Below are 19,873 nucleotides of genomic sequence, written 5' to 3' on the forward strand. Positions count from 1 at the left end.
TGTCGTTGAGTTGAAGCAAGCCGTGCAGAGGATAGCGCAGTGGCATCTTCGTCACCGCGTTGACTCAGGTAATGCCCCGTGGACGGCAATCAAAACGCCAGTTTGTAGCCGATCAACGCCAGCATCACCGCCAGGCAAGGGCGCAGGATTTCTTCTGATACCCTGCCGGACAAATGGCTGCCGGCGTAAATCCCCGGCAGCGATCCCAACAGCAGGTAGCCAAGGACGCCCCAGTCCATGTTGCCCATGCTGGCGTGGCCGAGGCCAGCGACCAGCGTCAGCGGTACGGCGTGAGCGATCTCGGTGCCGACCAGACGCCGGGTGGGCAGGAAAGGGTAGAGGATGAACAGCGCAACAGTTCCCAGTGCTCCCGCGCCGATGGACGTCAACGCAACCATGGTGCCAAGGATCAAGCCCGTCACCACGGTGAGAGCATTAAGACTCGGGCCGGTCGGATTGTAGTGGCCGCCTGCGCGATGGTGAGCAAACGCCAGCAGTCGTTTCTTGAAAAACACGGCCAGTGCGGTCAGCAGCAGGACGACGCCCAAGGCTTGCTTGATGACCGCATTCATGGCATCCGGAGACGTGTGCAGCGTGCTCAGAAACCACAACGTCAGCAGCACCGCCGGAACGCTGCCCAGCGTCAGCCAACCGGTGATGGACCAGTCAATGTTCTGGTTTTTGCGGTGAACCCACACGCCGCCGGACTTGGTGATCGCTGCGTAAAGCAGGTCGGTGCCCACCGCGGTCGCGGGGTTGATGCCGAACCACAGCAGGATCGGCGTCATCAGCGAACCGCCGCCCACGCCGGTCATGCCAACGATGAACCCCACCACCAGACCTGCAACCATTAACCCCAGACCGCCGAAATCCATACTGCTTCCCACAAATAAAAAGAGGCGACTACTCAAAAAAACTGGCGGCAGCATAGCGATCTTTCATATAACTGCTTATATCGATGCGATCTATCTTTATGCTTTTTGGAGTGTCTCATGGAACTCAATGCTATCCCGTTCGGAACCACCGATTGGTCAGTGATCGACGCTGTCGCGCATCCGGGAGAGCAAGGTACCGCCTACTGGCGCAGCTGTCAGTTTGGTTCGGTTCGCGTGCGTATGGTCGAGTACACGGCAGGCTATCTGGCAGATCATTGGTGTTCAAAGGGGCACATCCTGCTGTGCCTTGAGGGTGAGCTGCTCACAGAGTTGGAGGATGGTCGAACGTTCGTTCTCAAGCCCGGCATGAGCTACCAGGTGGCGGACAACGCAGAAGCCCATCGCTCGTCTACGGTCATCGGGGCGAAGCTGTTCATTGTGGACTGACTGCCGCAGGTGACCGGGGGGATTTACAGCCCGTCGGTCCTGACCGCGGGGCAGTGAATCCGGACCAAGCCAGCTAGCCGTCGCTTGTATGCCGACGAAGCCACTCATCCGCTACCGCGCCCATGGTTTTCGGCCGACCGTCGTTTATCCAGGCCATGAAGGGCCGATCAAATTTGAAGCTGGCGCCACAGTGTTCCGACAGGAAACGGCGAACGTTCTGCGTGTTTTTGTAGTGCTTGTCGACGGGGGTGTCGCGTGTGACGGGGTCGCTGTGCCAGTTGAAGTTCATCCGGTTGCCTCTGCTTCAGGGTCATCTAACGGCGGTCGAACCCAACACCTTGCGACTGTCCAGCACCGCCTCGCGAAGCACATTGGACATCGCCTGGATGGAGTACGGCTTGGGCAGCAGTCTGAAATTCTCCACGCCTTCCTGTACGAATACTTCGCTGTATCCGGTGGTCAGGACCACAGGCAGCGTTGGGTAAAGTAGCTCCACTTTGCGGGCCAGTTCAAGGCCTGTGATGCCGGGCATCATCACGTCTGAAAAAATCACGTCGTAGCTCGCGGCATTTCGGGTCAGCTCGGTGAGTGCTTCCTGGCTGTTGGTGGCGCGGTAGGCGCTGAAGCCCAGTTCGATCAGCGTCTGGGTGGCAAAGTCGCCGACGTCATCGTTGTCTTCAACCACCAGGACGCTCAGGTTGGTGATGTCATCAAGGGATGCGCTCAAGGCTTGCAGCTCACTGGCGCCGGGCTGGGTGGTGCAGCGCGGCAGAAACAGCGAGAACCGTGTGCCACTGCCGACCTGGCTTTGAACCAGGATGTCCCCCTCCGATTGCTTGGCAAAGCCGAATACCTGAGACAGCCCCAGCCCCGTTCCGTGGCCGACGCCCTTGGTCGTGAAAAACGGTTCGAAGATGTGCGCGATGTCTTCAGGACTGATGCCTTTGCCGGTGTCTGTCAGGTCAATCCGGATGAAGTCCTCTTCGCGCCTCGGGTGTGAGCGGGCCGCAGGCAACTCAGTGACTGAACTGACCTGGATCGTCAAGGTGCCTTCACCTTGCATGGCATCCCGGGCGTTGACCGCGATGTTGACCAGCGCGTTGTCGAACTGGCTGGGGTCAGCCTTGATGTAGCACGGGTAATCAGGCACCTCGATGACGACCTTGACCCGTGTGCCGGTGAACGAGTCCAGCATGTCGCCGATGGAGTGGATGTTTTGGCAGACATCGAAGACTTCCGGTTTCAGCGCCTGTCGTCGGGCAAAGGCAAGCAGTTGGCCCGTGAGTTTGGCCGCCCGGTCCACGGTCGACGAGATCGCTTCAACGTAGCGGATACGGCGTTCCTCCACGACATTGGGGCGCTTGAGCAGGTCGGTGGACGACTTGATGACGGTCAGCAGATTATTGAAGTCATGGGCGACGCCGCCGGTGAGCAGACCCACGGCCTCCAGTTTTTGCGACTGGCGCAAGGCTTCTTCGGACAGTCTCAATGCTTCGGTGGCCTCGCGCTCGGCCTGAATGTCCCGGCCGACGGCGTGGATACAGGATTGATCCGGAACAGCGGTCCAGGACAGCCATCGATACGAGCCGTCCTTGTGCTGATAACGATTGACGAAGTTGGGGATGCTGATGCCGTCTGACAGGTCAGCCACCGCCGCTTGCGTGTCGGGCACGTCCTGAGGGTGCACCAGTTCCATGAACTCACGACCCAGCAATTGCTCTTCGGTCCAGCCCAGCAATTGCGTCCATGCCGGGTTGACCGCAATCATCGTTCCATCGAAGCGTGCCACCAGCATGATGTCGGCCGACAGGCGCCAGAGGCGGTCCAGTTCGTGGGTTCGATCCTTGACCCGCTGCTCCAGGGTCTCGTTCAGTTCAAGCAGTTCAGCCTCTGCCCGTTTGGTGTCAGTGATGTCCCTGGAGACGCAAAGCAGCTTCTCCGGCCGACCATCGCTGCCCAGAATGGGGCTGACACGCACGTCCCACCATTTCACGGTGCCGGTCATGGTCGCAGCCATGCCCTGGAAAAAACCTTCCCCGCCCATTTTGGCCAGGGCAACGGCGGTGTGGGCGTCATCATGCCCTTGGTCACGCCAGAAGTCGGGCCAGGGACAGCCTTTGATCGCGTTAAAGTCGCTGACCTGCATGACACGCTGGCCGCCTTCGCTCATCCAGGCCAACCGGCCATCCAGATCCAGCACCTTGATGCAATCGGTGCTGCTGGCGAGTACCCGTCTGTTGAATTCTTCGCTTTCGCGCAGTAGAGCCGCAGCGCGCACCCCTTCCGTGGTTTCGATGGGTTGGCACAGCACGCCATCGACATGGCCTGTGTCGCCATAAAGCGGGGAGAAGGACAGGGTCCACCACGTCTGCTGGTCGCTGCCCGAGCGCTGCATGACAACCGGATGGTTTTCAATCCGGCAAGAAGATCCACCGAGGGTTTTTTCCACCAGAGGCCGGACTTGCTCCCAGACATCGCTCCAGAGCGCAGCAACAGGGCGGCCCATGGCATCAGGTTCGCGTCCGCCCAGGGCCGGGCGATAGGCATCGTTGAAGAAGAAGCGCAGTTCCGGGCCCCAGATCAGGTACATGCTGTCCGGGGAGTTGAGCATCAACCTCAGTGAATAGAGCAGTGCTGTCGGCCAGGTGGGTAAGGGGCCGAAGCTTGACGCCGACCAGTCGTGTGAACGAATCGCCGCACCGGCTTCGCCGCCGCCAGGCAGCAGGGATAAAAAAGTGTTCACAGTATAAAACTCAACGTTCGGTTCATCAGGCTGACCTTGCACTTCACTGTTCAGAATGCGTCGGGGCACTCAGCGTCAGGTGGAACCGCCAAAACGGTGGTTTTACGGAAGCCTCTTTCTGAACATTTTGTTACTCGTTGGTTCAGACACTGCCCGTCGCAATAAATTGGATATTTAGTTGCGATAGCTTGAGCGGGCAGAACAAGGGGCTGCGGGGCGCTGTGAGCAATGACACGGGATTTCGCTCAGGTTATTGGGTAAAGGGCTAAATTCAGGGCTGCGTCGACCGTCTTCCATAGGTAGGCCTATGCCCGTGGTAGGCGCGCTCAATTATCCGTAGGAGGCAAGACAGATGGCATTTGACCGTGAAGACACGCAGTTTCTGGTGGTGATCAATGAGGAACAACAGTATTCGATCTGGCCCGAGTTCAAGGCCGTGCCGCAAGGCTGGTCAGCGGTAAACACAGCGGCCTCCAAGGCCGAATGCCTGGCCTACATCGAAGCCAACTGGACCGACATGCGCCCCGCCAGTTTGCGCGAGGCCATGCAGGCGTAAGGACTTTTCCAGGGCGGAGCGTGGGGCTATTGCAAAGAAGTCCCGCACAGGCGCACTTCTGTTCACTTGAGCGGAGCCGCCTTACCGTCTACTGGAAACCGGTTTTTTGAAATCTTCACCGCCCTTGGCCTTGAAGGCCTTGGACGGTGATCCAGCAACAATCCCCCGCCCCCCGCCATTGATTCTCCAATCGCATCCCTGACGCCGAAACCGGGTTGGCCGCGGCCATCACGATCAGTGGGACGGCGATGTACGGGCAGGCCGTCTTGAAACGGATGTCCGACGGTGTTCGGCCCAATCCCGCTGCTGCTTGACTGGCCTCCCGACGAACTCCTTTGTCAGACAACACTGTCCCCCTGGGTCGAGCCGGCCTTGTTGAACAGACATAAAAAATCCGATGCCAGAAGTCTGGCATCGGATGTTCGGATAAGCCCGCCCGGACTCAGATGCTGAAGAGAACAGCATCACCCGCCAAGGGGGCTTTTCGTTGTGTAGCGCCTCGCCTGTTACCAGCGATAGTTGACCGAACCGATCAACGTGCGCTCGTCGCCATAACGGCACGAGGCGTTGCAGAACAGGTATTTCTCATTGGCCAGGTTTTGCGCCTTCATGGCCACGGTCCAGTTCTTGTCCACTTCGTAGCTGACTTTCGCGTCAAACAGGGTGTAGGCGTCCACCTTCTCGTCAGTGTCCGAGCTGGAAGTACGGCTGGTGCCCATATAGCGGGCTCCGCCGCCGACTACGACCTTGGGCAGGCCCAGGCTGGCCAGGCGATAGTCGGCCCACAGGCTGGCCATGTGGTAAGGCACGCCGTCGATGCGCGTCCCGACCCGACTGGCCGTCGCGTCATCAGTGATCTTCGCATCCGTGTAGGTATAGGAAGCGGTGGTGCTGAGGTTGGCAGTGACATCCGCTTTTGCTTCCAGCTCGACGCCCCGTGAGCGAGTTTCACCGAACTGCACGGTGTCGCCTGAGAGGTCGGTGCTCAGCGAGTTTTTCTGCTTGAGGTCGTATACCGCGGCGCTCAACAGTGCATTGGTGCCTGGCGGGGTGTAGCGCACGCCGATCTCGTACTGCTCGCCCTCGGTGGGCTTGAACGAGGTGTCAGCGTTCGCATTGAACACGTTGGCGGGCAGGAACGACTGGCTCCAGCTGACGTACGGGGCCAGGCCGTTGTCGGCTTCATAGACCAGGCCTACGCGGCCTGTGGCTTTCTTGTCGTCGCGTGGGGTACGTACACCCGAGGCGTTGGCATAGGTTCGGCTTTCCGCCCAGTCCTGGCGACCGCCCAGAAGCAGGGTCCACTTATTGTCGAACTTGATCTGGTCTTGCAGGTAAACGCCCGACTGCGCACTGTGCAGGTCCGAGCCGCTGTCGGCGGAGGTAATGCTTGTCGGTGCACCGTACACCGGGTTGGCCGGGTTGAAGGTCGAGGTCGCGCCTGAGAAACGATGCGAGTCGTAAGTCTTGTGGTAATAGTCCACGCCAGCCAGCAGAGTGTGCTGCCAGCGGCCGCTGTTGAGTGTCCACTGCACGTTGTTGTCGCTGGTCCAGCCTTCGGAGCGCTCGCGGCGGATGCTTGCCCGGCGTGCCAGGAGGCCCCGGTTACGCAGGGCGGCGCTGCCGGTATCGGCGACTTGCATGTAGTCCCAGCTCAGGTCCGCTTCGAAGTGGCGCAAGGAGTGACGGATTTTCAGGTCGGGCGTGAAGTTGTGCTCGAACAGGTAGCCGATCGTGGTCGAGTAGTTGTTGTAGTGGTCGAAGCCTCGCTCGCCGGTATAAAGGTCGCGGTCGACTTTGGGGTAAGCGGCGCTGGACGAGGTCGTCAGGTCAAAGTCCAGGGGGGGCGCGAAGCCGGTGCGGGTTTCCTGATAGCTGGCCAGGACTGTCAGCGAGGTGTCCTCGTCAGGCCGCCAGGTGAAGGCCGGCGCGATGTAGCGGCGGTCATCGTCGGTGTCCGTGGTCTGGGTGTCGCTGTCACGCCACAGGCCGGTGAGGCGATAGGAAAACTGCCCGGCGTCGTCTATCGGGCCGCCCAGGTCGAAGCTGTACTGCTTGCGCGCATGGCTGCCGTATTCAACGTTGATTTCATGCAGGGGTGTCTCGGTCGGGCGCTTGGTGATGGTGTTGATCAGACCACCCGGCGACAGTTGGCCGTACAACACCGACGAGGCACCCTTGACCACTTCCACGCGCTCCAGGCCGTAGGGTTCGATGCCGCCGTCATACACGCTGCCTTGCAGTTTCATGCCATCGCGCAGGATACCGCCGGTACCCGACCCCACGTTGAAGCCGCGGATCATGAAGTCATCGCCCACACGACTGAAGCCGCCCGGCTGGGCAATCACGCCCGGTGTGTAACTCAGGGCTTCGGCCAGGGTGTCAGTCTTGCGGTTGTCCATTTCGTGGCGAGTGATGACCGAAATCGACTGTGGAATCTCCTTGATCGCCGAGTTGGTCTTGCTTGCGCTGGTGCTGCGCGTTGCTACCGGGCCGCTGAGCTGGCCGGTCGGGTTTTCGATCGCCTTCGCATCGATATTGGTTTCCTGCAACACCAGCGTGTCACTGGGCGTTGCGGCCTGGGTGCTGTCGGCGGCGTGGACGGCACTTAGCGGCAGGCCACTGAGAAACAAGGCCAGCGCCAATGGATGGTAGTCGAAGACGTTCTTTGCGTGCATGGAGGCTCCTGAGTGTGAAGTGTTTTTTTTCAAGTGGTTAAGGATCAGGCCGCCCGTTGCTCGATCCCCATCAGGCAACGGGCGGCCAACCGTGAACGGTCAGGGGTAGTAATCGTCGAAGAACGTCTCGCGTTCCAGGCGCAGCAGGGCGGCCTTCTTGTGCGGCAGGGTGATGGTCTTGAGCCTGCCGTAGCCCTGGGACTCCAGGAAGCCGATCTGCCGGGTGTGGTCGATCCGCGGTTCGCCGAGGATGCGCTGGGTGCGCGGCTCGTCGATGAACATGTAGTGCATGAGCGAGCGGAACCAGCCCTTGAGCTTGCCGGCGCTCTGGTGCTTGCTCTCGCCGACCACCACGTGCCAGCCACGGTCGTGGTCCTGTACGTCGTAATAAGGGGCGATGCGGTCCTCTTTGCACCAGTAAATCTCGAAATAGGCAAACGGCTCGTCGTTGTAGCTGCCGATCAACGGCAAGACTCGCGGGTCGTCGAGCATCTGTTGCAGGTACGCGGCATGCTCGTCCAGGCTGCCCGTTTGCTCCCAGAAGAACGCGACTTGCTCCAGGTTCATCCAGCGGTTGAAACGCTCCAGGTCGAGTCCGATGTCTACGGTGCGCAGGGTGAAGGTGGTGTTCAGGCCTGGCAGTTCGCGGCGATAGACCTCGCCGTGCGGGATCGGTGGGCGCTGCGGGTGACGCTTGTCGCCGCTGAAGGTGTAGCGCAACGGCATGCCTGCGGCGGAAGGGGTCGTCAGCCACGGCAGCGGGTGTTGCCAAAAGCTGCTGCGCGCGCAGGCCAGGCGGGCCGTGCGGCCGTCATGGCCGAGCAGGGTGTCGAACACCCCTTGGCGTATGGCATCGCGTGCGCGGTCGATGGACAGTGGTGCGCTGATTTCCAGCGTCGGGACGCGGGACGAATTGCAGAAGACCTGACCGAGAAGCGCCAGCAGGCCACTGACCGGGAACGCCTCGGGCATATTTTCCAGTAGCACGTAGCCGTCCTGGCGGCGGAAATGCACGGGTTCGACGCCTTCAATGGCCAGGCTGCCGTTGCCATCGTCCGTCACTTGGGCGATCACGCTACGGCCGTCAGCCAGGTGCAGGGTGAAGTTCGGCGTGGTCATGATGCTTCTCCGTTAGAGGTTGCTCGCGTATGCCGGCCCGCAGGAACGCTGCCGGGCGTTGGCCCGGCTCATTCATTCAGGGCATAGCTTAGGTAAGTCTGTAACGAATAGGAATCACAACTATTTACATTTATTGAAAATAACCTGCATTCGGGCCTTTTTCAGCGCTTGCGCGCCAACAACCACATGAAATACGGCCCGCCGATGAACGTCGCGAACATCCCGGCAGGGATTTGCCACGGGAACACCAGATTGCGACCGAGCCAGTCAGCCAGCACCAGTAACGTGCCGCCCAGCAATGCCGAGAGCATCAATTGCGCGACAGGCCGTTGCGCGCCGAGCAGGCGTGCCATGTGCGGGGCAATCAGGCCAACGAAACTCAACGGGCCGACCACCAGGGTGGCGGCCGCCGTCATCACGGCGGTGAGCAGCAGCAAGACCAGTCGGCTGCCGCTCAGCGAAATTCCCAGTGCCCGAGTGCGTTCTGCACCCAGGGGCATGATCGCCAGCCAGCGATTGCACAGCGGCGTGACCAGCAGGAACAGCACCGCCAGGGCGCAGATGACCACGGCCTGACTGGTGTCGATGCGATAGGTCGAGCCGGTCATCCAGCTGAGCATGAGCAACACCCGGGCGTCACCACTGACCATGAACAGCGCGGCGAACGCGTTGAGCAGCGTACTCAGTGCGACACCGGTGAGCAGCATGCGATCCGGTGCGAAGGCGCTGCGCCAGCTCAGGGCGACAATGGCCAGCAGCGCGAGCAGCGCTCCGAAGGTGGCCGCCAACAGCAGTACCAAGGGGTTGAAACCCGGCACTACCAGTAAGGCAAGGATACCGCCCAGCGCAGCACCGGAACTGACGCCGAGCATTTCCGGGCTGGCCATGGGGTTGCCAGTCATGCGCTGCATGAGAGTGCCCGCGAGGGCCAGCAGGATGCCAGCGGCGAACGCGGCGGCCACTCTTGGCGCGCGCCATGGCAGCAGGGCGTCGAACTCCGCGCCACCGCTGAAATGCCAGCCCTCCGGGCCGCGCCCCCAGGTCAACGCCAGGAACAGGGACACCGCCAGCACCGCGAGCATGATCCACGCCGTGCGTTTGAGCGGGGCAACGTGGACGGCGGCGCGTTGGGCGGGTTGATTGAGGCGGGTTTCATGCAGGCGGGTCAGCAGCACCAGCAGCAGCGGTGCGCCAAGGAACGCAGTGAAGATGCCGGTGGGCATTTCCCCGCCAAGCAGCGCTGCCAGGCTTTGCACGACCTGGTCGGCCAATAACAGCAGCAACGCCCCGAACAGCGGTGCCCAGACCAGCCGCTGGCGCAACGTGCGGGCACCCGCCAGGCGAGCCAGTGCCGGGGCGGCCAGGCCGACGAAACCGATGACCCCGACGCTGGCGATGGCGCTGGCGCTCAAGGCCACCGCGACCGCCAGGGCCATCAGGCGCAGGCGGTTCGGTGACAGACCGAGGCTGCCCGCCGCCGCATCATTGAGGCCTAGTAACTCCAGCGGGCGAGCGAGCAGGGTGGCCAGCACCGCCGCAACCATCAGGCGTGGTGCCAGGTGGTAGACATCCTGCCAGCTGTTCTGATTCAGCGACCCCGACTGCCAGATGAACAGGTTGCTCAGTACTTCGTGGTTGGCCAGCACCAGCAGGGTGCTCAGGGTGCCGCAATACAGATTGATGATCAGCCCTGAAAGAATCAGTGCCACGGGGGACAAGCGTCGGCTCCAGGCTAGCCCTAGCACCGCGAGCATGCCCAGGCCCGCACCGACCAGGGCCACGCCTTCCTGGCCGCCGTCGAGCAGGCTTGGCGCATAGATCGCGCAGGCGGCCAGGGCAAGATGAGCGCCGGACGCGACGCCCAGGGTGGTGGGCTCGGCGATGGGGTTGCGCAGCACTTGCTGAAAGATCACCCCGGCCAACGCCAGCGCCGCGCCCACCAGCAGGCTGATGACCAGGCGCGGCAGGTAGCTGTAGCGAACCAGCAAGGCGGGCAGATCATTGGAGGCCACAGGGCCGAACGCGTTGCTCCATGAGGCCTGGGCGAGCAGCGAACTGCCTTGGTGAACGCTTAAGGCCAGGGCGATGAATAGCAGGCCCAGGGCCAGCCAGGCAGGCTGGCGGCGCAGGCGTGAGGTTCGGTCAGGCATGGTGGGTTTCCATGGCGAGCAAATGCTCGGTGATCGACAGGGCCAGGCGTTGCGCAGTCAGTAAGCCGCCGCTGGGGTAAAAGCGGGGCAACGCTTGAGTGCGGCCTTCGCGGATCATCGGCAAGGCGCGCCAGATCGGGCTGTTGTCCAGCCGACGTTGCGCCGCGATGGCTTCGTTGGGGTTGGTGTAATACAGCAGCGAGGCCTCGGGATGTTCGAGCAGTGTCTCGATGCCCACTGCGGGGCTGCCGCCCCACGCGTTGGTGCGACCCTGATAGGCATTGCGCAGGCCCAGGCGTTCGAGGACGGCCTGATACATGCCCTTGGCACCGAACATCAGCAGGTGACGGCCGTCCGGATTGAGGCGCGCGATATAGACCGGACGATCACTGATCGGCGCGAGCCTGGCGCGTAAGTCGTCGAGCAGATGATCTGTCTGTTCCAGCAGGTCTTGCGCCTGGGCGCGACGATCCACCAGATCACCGAGGTCCAGCATCACCTGGCTGGCATTGTGATAGGGCTGGGCCTTGGCGGTATAGATATCGAACGTGCGCAACGGTGCGATGCGGCCCAGCAACGTGCCCTCAAGCTGCCAGGAAGTGCCAATGATCAGGCCCGGTGCCAGGCGTTGCAGGTATTCAAGGTTTGGCTCGATGCTCGGACCCAGGTCGATGACGTCATCGGGCATTTCCGGATGGGCGACGTACTCGCGATAGTAGCCGGCGTTGACCACTGCTCTGGGGGCCACGCCCAGGCCCAGCAGGCTTTCGGTGAGGGCGGGCTCGAAACTGACGATATCGACTTTGGGCAATGTCGGCCCGGCAGCGCGAACCAGTGATGAGCCGCACAGCGCGACCGGCAGCAACGCGAGGCCGGTCAGGGCTCGACGGCGGGTAATGGGCATTGCAGCAACTCCGAAGCAGGCAGATCGCCTCGTGGCGAAGATGCGAGTTTATAGCAACAGCATCTTATTCCCAATACCTGTAATAATGTCGACCCGCCCGGCTTAAAGAATCGCCTCCAGGCTTCGTTTACTCCTGTGACCCCAATCTATCGACGGCGAGGGCATGACGGCCTGCGCCAGCCGACCCCAAGGAGACACCATGTCATTGTTCAGTATGCTGGTCCGCGCATCGCGCACTCGGTTAGCCGTGGCCATTGGCGCAAGCCTGGTCTGCGGCCTGGCCAACGTGCTGCTGGTGGCGCTGATCAATCAGGCCCTGAACTCACCGCTGGACGGGCTGGCCGGCTACGCGCTGCCCTTCGTGCTGGTGATAGCCCTGGTGATGGGCAGTCAGGTGTTGTCCAGAACGCTGTTCGCGCAACTCAGTCAGCAAGGCCTGGCCACCCTGCGTCTGCACATCTCGCGGCATGTCGTCGCCGCGCCCCTGCGCGGGCTGGAAAAGGCAGGACGCGGGCGCATCCAGGCGGCCCTGGCCGACGACACCACCACCTTGTCGAATTTCTTCACCGGTTTCCCGATGCTGGTAACCAGTGCTGTGGTGGTGCTCGGTTGCCTCGGCTACCTGGCGTATCTGTCCTGGGCGATTTTCCTGGTCTCGGTGCTTGCCATTGGTCTTGGCTCACTGGGTTACCACCTGTGCCATTCGCACATGCTCCAGTACTTCCGCAAGGCCGGTTCCAGTCAGGACGAACTCTTCGGCCACTTCGACGCCATGATCTCGGGGGCCAAGGAGCTCAAGCTCAACCGCTCCAAGGCGCGGCGCTTTCTTGATGAAGTGCTGGTCAATGCCGTCGAGCAGGTGCGGCACAACCGCGCCAAGGGCCTGATGCTGTTCGCGATTACCGGCGGTTGGGGGCGTTTGCTGTTTCTGGTGTTGATCGGCGTGGTGCTGTTCCTGCGTTTGTGGATACCGTCCGATACGGCGGTAATCACCGGTTACGTGATGGTGTTCCTGTACATGATGGGGCCGCTGGAAGGCGTGTTGCTGAACCTGCCGCAAATGAGCCAGGCACGGGTCGCCAGTGCGCGCATCGAGGCAACGCTCGCGCAATTGAAGGCTGAAGACCAGCTGCACACGCCGAGCCCTGCCGTGCTGCCCAAGGGTGTAACCGTGCAGCTGGATGGCCTGACCCATGGTTATTTCAGCGAGCGTGAAGACGAGGTTTTCACCCTCGGGCCGGTAGCGCTGACCCTCAACCCTGGCGAGATTACCTTTCTGGTCGGCGGTAACGGCAGTGGCAAGACCACGCTGGCAAAGCTCATCGCGGGCCTGTATCGACCCGAAAGCGGCGAGTTGCGCGTCGATGGCCGGACGGTGGCGGCAGACGAGTGGGATGATTATCGCCAGCTGTTTTCGGCGGTATTTTCGGACTTCCACCTGTTCGACACCTTGCTTGAAGCGCCGGACGCCAGTCTGGATACCCAGGCGGGCGAGTGGCTGGCCAAGCTGCATCTGGACCACAAGGTCAGCGTCAGCAATGGTTCGTTCTCTACCCGCGAGCTGTCACAGGGTCAGCGCAAGCGTCTGGCGTTGATCGTCGCCTGTCTGGAAGGGCGGCCGGTGATCATCTTCGACGAATGGGCCGCTGATCAGGATCCGGCTTTCCGCGAAGTGTTCTATTGCGAGCTCCTGCCCGAGCTGCGAGCTCAGGGCAAGACGCTGCTGGTCATCTCTCACGACGACCGCTACTTCCATCTGGCTGATCAGTTGATCAAGCTTGAACGCGGTCAGATCGTCCATCGACAATCGAACGCCGTAGCGCCGGAGTTGCAGCCGGTGATTTGACCGTCACTGACGCGGTAGAGCAACACAAGCGGCTTTCCCGACCGAGGACCGCCCCCCGGGCATGCCGCCATAGAGGCGGCTCGGTCGGGGCCGCACCCTTGCGGCCAAGGCTGCCCCTGGCACCCGCGCCCCACCCATCCCGCAAATGACATTATTTATCAAAGACACTTAATTCCCCGCGCATTTCTTTCGTCCTTATTAGCAGTGTTCCAGGCAAGGCCGGCCCGGCTTGTCGACTGCTTCCAAGGAGATTCGCAGTGTCCGTCGCATCCGATCGCATCCGCTTGTTCTGCTTCGCTTGTTCCGGGGCGAGCGCCATGGCGTTCGCTCCGTGGCGTTCCGCCCTGCCGGACTGGCTCGATGTGCAGCCCGTCGAGCTGCCCGGCCATGGTCGGCGTGGTGATGAGCCGTTGCAGGTGGACATGCCCAGCCTGGCAGCGAGCCTGGCGAGCGAGTTAACACCCTTGATCGACGGCCCTTATCTGATGCTCGGCCATAGCGTCGGGGGTGTCGTTGCGCTGGAAGTGGCCCATGCCCTGATTGCTCTGGGCATCCAGCCGCCCGGCGCCTTGATCGCCGTGGCCAGTACTGCACCCGCCGAGCGCGACGGCAAGCCGGATGCGCAACCCATGAGCGATGCCGAGTTGATCGCCGAATTGCGCCGTCTCGACGGCACGCCTCAGGCGGTGCTCGACGATCCCGAGTTGCTGGCCATGGTGTTGCCCGTGCTGCGCGCCGACTTCCTGCTTGGCGATCGCTATCAACCGCCTCGTCGCAGTCCTCTGCCTTGCGCGCTGCATGTCTTCGGCGGGCGTGATGACAGCGTCGCGGTCAGTGCCCTGGCGGCCTGGGAAACCGAATGCAGTGGGCCGTTTCAGCTGGAAATGTGCGTCGGCGGGCATTTCTTCCTGCATCGCCAGCGCGCCGACTTTCTGCGGCGTCTGGCTGCGCTGGCCCAGGCGCAGCGTCGTCCGCTCCCTTCGTTACGCGCCCTGGGTTGACCCAGGCCGTGCCGCCTTTATCTTTCCGTGGAGTCTTTCATGCTTGATTCACGCTTCGACATCCGGCCCCTGCGCCACGCCGATACGCCATTGCCCCTGCTGATCGAGGCCCGTGAGCCTGGCCTGGATCTGTCGGCTTGCCTGCCCGATCTGCGTGCATTGATCGATCAGCAACTGCTCAGTGCCGGTGGCGTGCTGCTGCGTGGCTTCGATGTGCAGGATGCCGAGCGTTTTCGCCGTTTCGCCGTCGGTTTCGGTTCGGACCTGCTCACCTACGAGTTCGGCTCAACGCCGCGCAGTAATGTGACTGCCGGGATCTATACCTCCACCGAATACCCCCCGCATCAGCACATTCCGCTACACAACGAGCAGGCCTATACCCGGGACTGGCCAATGAAAATCTGGTTTTTCTGCCAGCAGGCGTCTCCGGTAGGAGGCGCGACGCCGATTGGTGACAGCCGGGCGATCTACCGACGGGTTGGCGAGCAGATTCGCGAGCGGTTCGCCAGCAAAGGCCTGATGTACACCCGCAACTACGGCAACGGCCTGGACGTGTCCTGGGAGCAGGTATTCAACACCGAGGACCGCAACGTCGTGCGCGCCTACTGCGACGCTCATGGCATCAGTCTGGAATGGAAGGACGATGGCGGTCTGCGCACGCGTCAGGTCTGTCAGGCAGTGGCCACTCACCCGCTTACCGGCGACGCGGTGTGGTTCAACCAGGCGCACCTGTTTCATGTGTCCAACTTGCCCGAGGAAGTGCGCGAAACCCTGCTGGACCTGATCGAGGAGGAGGACTTGCCGCGCAACGTTTATTACGGCGACGGCAGTCCGCTGGAAGAAACCCTGCTCGAAGACATCCGGGGCGTCATGCAGCAGGAGCAAGTCGAGTTCGCCTGGCAGGACAACGACGTACTGATGCTCGACAACATGCTGACCGCCCACGGGCGCGCGCCATTTCAAGGACCGCGCAAAGTGGTGGTGGCCATGGCCGAACCCCACGGCACCGACGCGCGCTGAGCAACCCTCGACTATTTCTGATTTTTTTGCGATTGCAGGAGGACGCCTCATGGCCATCCCACATCAGCCTCAACCCCAATCCCTCATCGAAATGCTGGCGCAGCGCGCCGAACAACAAGGCGAGCAACTGGCCCTGCGCTTTCTCGGCGATGGCAACGAAACCACCGAGTTGTACACCTATGGCCAGCTCGACGCCCGAGTCCGGCACCTGGCTGCCTGTCTTGAGCAACATGCTGAGGAGGGGGATCGGGTACTCCTGCTGCTGACCAATGGGCCGGACTACATCGTGGCGTTCTTCGCCTGTCTTTATGCCGGTTTGATCGCGGTGCCAGCCTATCCGCCGGAGCGCAATCGTCAGTTCCATACCGAACGCCTGCAAGGCATGGCCATGGATGCCGAGCCGTCGCTGATTCTCTGTGAGCACGGTGCGCTGGAGGCGTCCCTGCTATTGCGTGACGGCCTGACCCTGACGAGCCTGCCTGCGGTGGCCAGCGTCCAGGACCTCGAAGGGCAAGCGACCCGGAGCTGGCAGCCACGTGAAGTGTCGGGCGACGCCATCGCCATGCTGCAATACACCTCCGGCTCCACCTCCGAACCCAAGGGCGTCGAAGTCACTCACGCCAACCTGCTGGACAACCAGCGCCTGCTGCAAATGGGTTTCGGCACCCGCCCGGGGGATGTATTCGTCAGTTGGCTGCCCCTGTATCACGACATGGGGCTGATCGGCGGCATGCTGCAACCGATCTATGCTGGCGTGCCGCTGGTATTGATGACCACCCAACACTTCCTTGCCCGACCAGCGCGCTGGCTGGAGGCGATCCACCGCTATGATGGCACCCTGAGCGGCGGGCCGGACTTCGCTTTCCGTTTGTGTACCGAGACCGTGCGCGACAACCTGCTCGCCGAACTGGACCTGAGCGGCTGGCGTGTGGCGTTTTGCGGTTCCGAACCGGTACGAGCCGATACTCTGGCTGACTTCGTGGCGCGCTTTTCGCCGGCGGGACTCAGGCCAACCACCGTGCATCCCTGCTACGGCCTGGCCGAAGCGACCTTGATGGTCACCAGTAATATCCGTGGTGGCCCGTACTACACCTTGCATGTGGACCACGAGGAACTGGCCCATGGCCGGGTGGTGCCCGACCCGTCCGGCACTGAAATGGTCAGCAGCGGCGGACTGCTGTTCGATGATCAGGTGCGCCTGATGGACCCGCAAACCCTGCAGCCGGTGGCGCAAGACACCGTCGGCGAAATCTGGGTGCGTGGCCCCAGTGTCGCTCATGGCTACTGGCGCAATCCCGAGGCCACCGCCAAGACCTTCCTTGACCTGCCCGATGGACGTTGGCTGCGCAGCGGTGACCTTGCATTTCTTCACAACGGCGGCCTGTTCATCACCTCGCGAGCCAAGGATGTGATCATTATTCGCGGCCAGAACCGTTACCCGCAAGACATTGAAAAAGCCGTGGAGCAGGGCGTCGAAGCAGTACGCAAAGGTCGCGTCGCCGCGTTCCCGGTGCAGGTCGATGGCCGCGAATGCATCGGCATCGCCGCCGAGATCGGCCGCAGCGTGCAAAAAAAATTCGACCCACAGACATTGATCGACGCCATCGACCGAGTGGTCAGCGAAACCCAGCAGGAACCCGCCAGTGTCATCGCCTTGCTGGAACCGGCTGCCCTGCCCAAAACCACCAGTGGCAAGCTGCAGCGTTCGGCCTGCCGCCAGCGCCTGGAAACCGGCGAACTGGACGCTTATTACGTCTACCGCCGACCGGTAGTGGGTCAGCGTCCGACCGGGCAAAGCGGTGCCGCGCCTCGGGGCGACACCGAGCAGCGTCTGGCGGCGATCTGGTCCGAGGTGTTCGAGGGTGTCGAGATCAGTCGCGACGACGTATTCCTCGCCAAGGGCGGTCACTCCCTGGCCGCCGTGCAAGTGGTGGCGCGGGTGCGTACCGAGTTCAGCGTGGAATTGCCGCTGAGTGCGCTGTTCGCCGCCAAACCCCTTGCTCATTTGGCCGCCATGATCGACGCCGCGCCGCGTCTGGCCGCCGGCATACCGTTGCAGAGCATGCAGGCCAGCGGGCCGCAGGCTCTGTCGCCGGTGCAGCGCAGCCTGTGGCTGGCACAGCAGTTGGGCGGCGAGCAGGGCCAGGCTGCGTACAACATGGTTGCCCAGTTACGCTTGTGTGGCGACCTTCGGGTGGACGCCCTGCAAGCTGCGCTGGACGACTTGATGCAGCGTCAGACGAGCTTGCGCAGTGCCTTTGTGCCGGGAACGGATGGCGTTGCGCGGGTGCATTGCGTCCACCCGGTTGAGCTGGCGTTGCCCCTGCTTGACCTCAGCGGTCTGCGCGACGCCGAGCAGGCGACCGCCCTGGCCGTGGCGGAAGCCGAAGCGGCGGGACAGGCGTTCGATCTGCAACGGCCGCCATTGCTGCGCACAACGCTGGTGCGCCTCAACGGTCAGGAGCACCGCTTGTTATTGAGCCTGCATCACTTGATCGGCGATGGCTGGTCATTTGGCGTGCTGGTTCAGGAACTGGGTGCGCTGTACCAGGCACGGTTGGCAGATGGCGAACCTTCGCTGGCCCCGTTGAACATCCAGTACAGCGACTACGCGGCCTGGCAAAACGCCAAGGCCGGCAGCGCCCAGCGCCAGCGTGAACAGGATTTCTGGCGTGATTACCTGCGTAACGCGCCGCAGCAACTGGCCTTGCCCACCGACCGACTGCGCCCTGCAACGCCACGGACCGCGGGGGCCAGCGTGACGTTCCAGCTCGGCGCCGAACACGTCGCGGGCCTTGAAAGGCTTGGCCGCGCCCACGGTGCCAGCCTGTTCATGGTCCTGCGCGGTGCATTCGACTGGTTGTTGCATCGCATCACCGGGCAGGACGATTTTATCTACGGCACCGACATCGCCGGTCGACCCCATGCCGAGCTGGAAAAACTCATTGGCTTCTTCGTCAACATCGTCCCGCTGCGTGCTCGTATAGATGCGCAGCAGTCATTCAGCCAATGGTTGACCCACGTCAGCGAAGACTCCCTGGCGGTCTTCGAACAGGCGGACCTGCCCTTCGAGCAGATCGTCGACGCCAGCGGTGTACCTCGCGAGCGCCAGCGCAATCCGTTGGTCCAGGCGCTGTTCGTGTTGCACAGCATGCCGCGTGGGCAGTTTGCCGTGCCGGGGTTGAGCGCCGAATTGCTCGCCGCGCCCGCGCAGACCTCGAAGTTCGACATGGCGCTGTTCCTGACTCCCCACCCGGAAGGTCTGACGGGCGAGTGGGTGTTTGCCACGGCGATTTTCGATGAGGCGCGGGTTCGTTGCTGGGCCGATGCCTGGGTCGACCTGCTCGGGCAAATTCTCGCGACGCCCGACCAGCCTCTGGCTGCCTTGACCCTTGGCGCGCTGCAACCCGCGCCAGTCGCCCCGGCCAGTGGCCGCTCGCGGCTGGAGGCCAAGCGCGACAAGCTCAAGTCATTCAGCCGTCAGGTCACGCCGCCGGCTGCCGAGTCGGCCGTGCGTTGCACGCCGCTGAATGCCGACAGTGAGTTTCCTCTGGTGATCGAGCCGGTCAGCACCGATCTCGACCCTTGTGTATGGGCCAGTCAGCACCGTGAGTTCATCGAAGACAAGCTGCGCCGGCATGCGGGGTTGCTACTGCGTGGTTTCGGGTTGAGCACCGCACAGGATTTCGAGGCCTTCGCCGAGGCCATCCAGCCCGGGCTGTATGGCGGCTATGGTGATTTGCCGAAGAAAGAAGGCGGGCGCAACACCTACCGGTCCACGCCATACCCCGAGCGGCAGATGATTCTGTTCCACAACGAAAGCGCACACCTGCGCCGCTGGCCACGTAAACAATGGTTCTTCTGCGAGCTGCCATCGCCGGTGGGTGGCGCTACGCCTATCGTCGACTGCCGGGCCATGTACCGCGCGTTGCCGGCTGAACTGGCCGAGACCTTCGAGCGTAAGGGCTTGTTGTACGTGCGCACCTTTACCCCGGGCTTCGACGTGGATTGGCGCGACTTCTACAAGACCGACGAGCGCGCCGTGGTCGAGGCAACGTGCCGAGAGCAAGGCGTGGAGTTCAAGTGGCTGGCCAACGGCGGCTTGCAGACTCGCACGCCTTGCCCGGCGGTGATCCGCCATCCGTACACCGGGGAAAAGTCATTTTTCAATCAGGTCCAGTTGCACCACGACTATTGCCTGCAAGCCGATGTGCGCCGCGATCTGCTGGGCATCGTCGGTGCCGGAAACATGCCGCGCCAAGTGTATTTCGGGGACGGTACGCCCATCGACGACGCCGTCATGGAGCAACTGGGCCAACTCTATGAAGCCTGTGCGGTGCGCTTCGACTGGCAGCGTGGCGATGTGGTGATGCTCGACAACATGCTCGTCGCCCATGCCCGTGACCCGTTCGAAGGCCCACGGCGGATCGTCGTGGCCATGGGCGAAATGACCGACCGCAGCGTATTTGACGGCGCGGCCGAAGACACCGGCGAGCACATTGGCCAGTCGGCCGGCCTCCCTGTTTAAGGACAT

The 19,873-nt window shown here is 62.4% G+C and carries 13 protein-coding genes and 1 pseudogene; 6 read left to right on the plus strand and 8 right to left on the minus strand.

Translation table 11 applies throughout. The annotated features are described in order from the left end of the window. Window positions 1-89 precede the first annotated feature (89 nt). The gene (locus ACP7B0_RS22810) at window positions 90-875 is read right to left on the minus strand and encodes a sulfite exporter TauE/SafE family protein (protein WP_426143988.1); all 786 of its coding nucleotides are present in this window, start codon (window positions 873-875) and stop codon (window positions 90-92) included. A gap of 117 nt (window positions 876-992) precedes the next feature. Here ACP7B0_RS22810 and ACP7B0_RS22815 point away from each other — a divergent pair, with 117 nt between their 5' ends. Continuing rightward, window positions 993-1,322: a DHCW motif cupin fold protein gene (locus ACP7B0_RS22815; RefSeq protein WP_426143989.1), complete on the plus strand. Its 330-nt coding sequence runs from the start codon at window positions 993-995 to the stop codon at window positions 1,320-1,322. Window positions 1,323-1,395: 73 nt separating this feature from the next. Here the strand turns inward: ACP7B0_RS22815 and ACP7B0_RS22820 are convergent, their stop codons facing one another. After that, a complete protein-coding gene (locus ACP7B0_RS22820; RefSeq protein WP_426143990.1) occupies window positions 1,396-1,611 on the minus strand; it encodes a DUF6434 domain-containing protein in 216 nt (71 codons plus the stop codon). A 21-nt stretch (window positions 1,612-1,632) separates the two neighbouring features. Further along, entirely contained in the window at window positions 1,633-3,933 is a 2,301-nt protein-coding gene (locus ACP7B0_RS22825; RefSeq protein ID WP_426144007.1) for a PAS domain-containing protein, read from the minus strand. Window positions 3,934-4,417: 484 nt separating this feature from the next. Here ACP7B0_RS22825 and ACP7B0_RS22830 point away from each other — a divergent pair, with 484 nt between their 5' ends. Then, window positions 4,418-4,621 (plus strand): MbtH family protein, encoded by a 204-nt coding sequence (locus tag ACP7B0_RS22830; RefSeq protein WP_426143991.1) that lies wholly within the window; start codon window positions 4,418-4,420, stop codon window positions 4,619-4,621. A gap of 62 nt (window positions 4,622-4,683) precedes the next feature. On the opposite strand, the pseudogene ACP7B0_RS22835 reads toward ACP7B0_RS22830, so the two are convergent. From ACP7B0_RS22835 to ACP7B0_RS22855, 5 genes and pseudogenes are all read right to left on the minus strand, one after another. After that, window positions 4,684-4,952: pseudogene (locus ACP7B0_RS22835) on the minus strand (IS4 family transposase); the annotation flags it as partial. Window positions 4,953-5,127: 175 nt separating this feature from the next. Then, window positions 5,128-7,299 (minus strand): TonB-dependent siderophore receptor, encoded by a 2,172-nt coding sequence (locus ACP7B0_RS22840; protein WP_426143993.1) that lies wholly within the window; start codon window positions 7,297-7,299, stop codon window positions 5,128-5,130. Window positions 7,300-7,398: 99 nt separating this feature from the next. Then, the gene (locus ACP7B0_RS22845; protein WP_426143995.1) at window positions 7,399-8,418 is read right to left on the minus strand and encodes a GNAT family N-acetyltransferase; all 1,020 of its coding nucleotides are present in this window, start codon (window positions 8,416-8,418) and stop codon (window positions 7,399-7,401) included. 161 nt (window positions 8,419-8,579) lie between these two features. Then, entirely contained in the window at window positions 8,580-10,568 is a 1,989-nt protein-coding gene (gene fhuB / locus ACP7B0_RS22850) for a Fe(3+)-hydroxamate ABC transporter permease FhuB (RefSeq protein ID WP_426143996.1), read from the minus strand. Beyond that, window positions 10,561-11,472 carry an ABC transporter substrate-binding protein gene (locus tag ACP7B0_RS22855; protein ID WP_426143997.1) on the minus strand — a complete coding sequence of 304 codons (912 nt, stop codon included), beginning with the start codon at window positions 11,470-11,472 and terminating at the stop codon, window positions 10,561-10,563. The genes fhuB and ACP7B0_RS22855 overlap by 8 nt, the downstream gene beginning before the upstream one ends. Before the next feature lie 199 nt (window positions 11,473-11,671). On the opposite strand from ACP7B0_RS22855, the gene ACP7B0_RS22860 reads away from it, so the two are divergent. The 4 genes from ACP7B0_RS22860 to ACP7B0_RS22875 all read left to right on the plus strand — a co-directional run bounded on the left by ACP7B0_RS22860 (window position 11,672) and on the right by ACP7B0_RS22875 (window position 19,867). After that, window positions 11,672-13,318, plus strand: a complete 1,647-nt coding sequence (locus tag ACP7B0_RS22860; RefSeq protein ID WP_426143998.1) for a cyclic peptide export ABC transporter — start codon at window positions 11,672-11,674, stop codon at window positions 13,316-13,318. Between the two features lie 257 nt (window positions 13,319-13,575). After that, window positions 13,576-14,319 (plus strand): thioesterase II family protein, encoded by a 744-nt coding sequence (locus ACP7B0_RS22865; RefSeq protein WP_426143999.1) that lies wholly within the window; start codon window positions 13,576-13,578, stop codon window positions 14,317-14,319. A gap of 39 nt (window positions 14,320-14,358) precedes the next feature. Next, window positions 14,359-15,339, plus strand: coding sequence for a TauD/TfdA family dioxygenase (locus ACP7B0_RS22870; RefSeq protein ID WP_426144000.1), 981 nt, complete (start codon window positions 14,359-14,361; stop codon window positions 15,337-15,339). Window positions 15,340-15,388: 49 nt separating this feature from the next. Continuing rightward, window positions 15,389-19,867 (plus strand): condensation domain-containing protein, encoded by a 4,479-nt coding sequence (locus tag ACP7B0_RS22875; protein WP_426144002.1) that lies wholly within the window; start codon window positions 15,389-15,391, stop codon window positions 19,865-19,867. Window positions 19,868-19,873: the final 6 nt, after the last annotated feature.

Source organism: Pseudomonas sp. DWP3-1-2 (genome assembly GCF_049896285.1).
Classification (GTDB): domain Bacteria; phylum Pseudomonadota; class Gammaproteobacteria; order Pseudomonadales; family Pseudomonadaceae; genus Aquipseudomonas.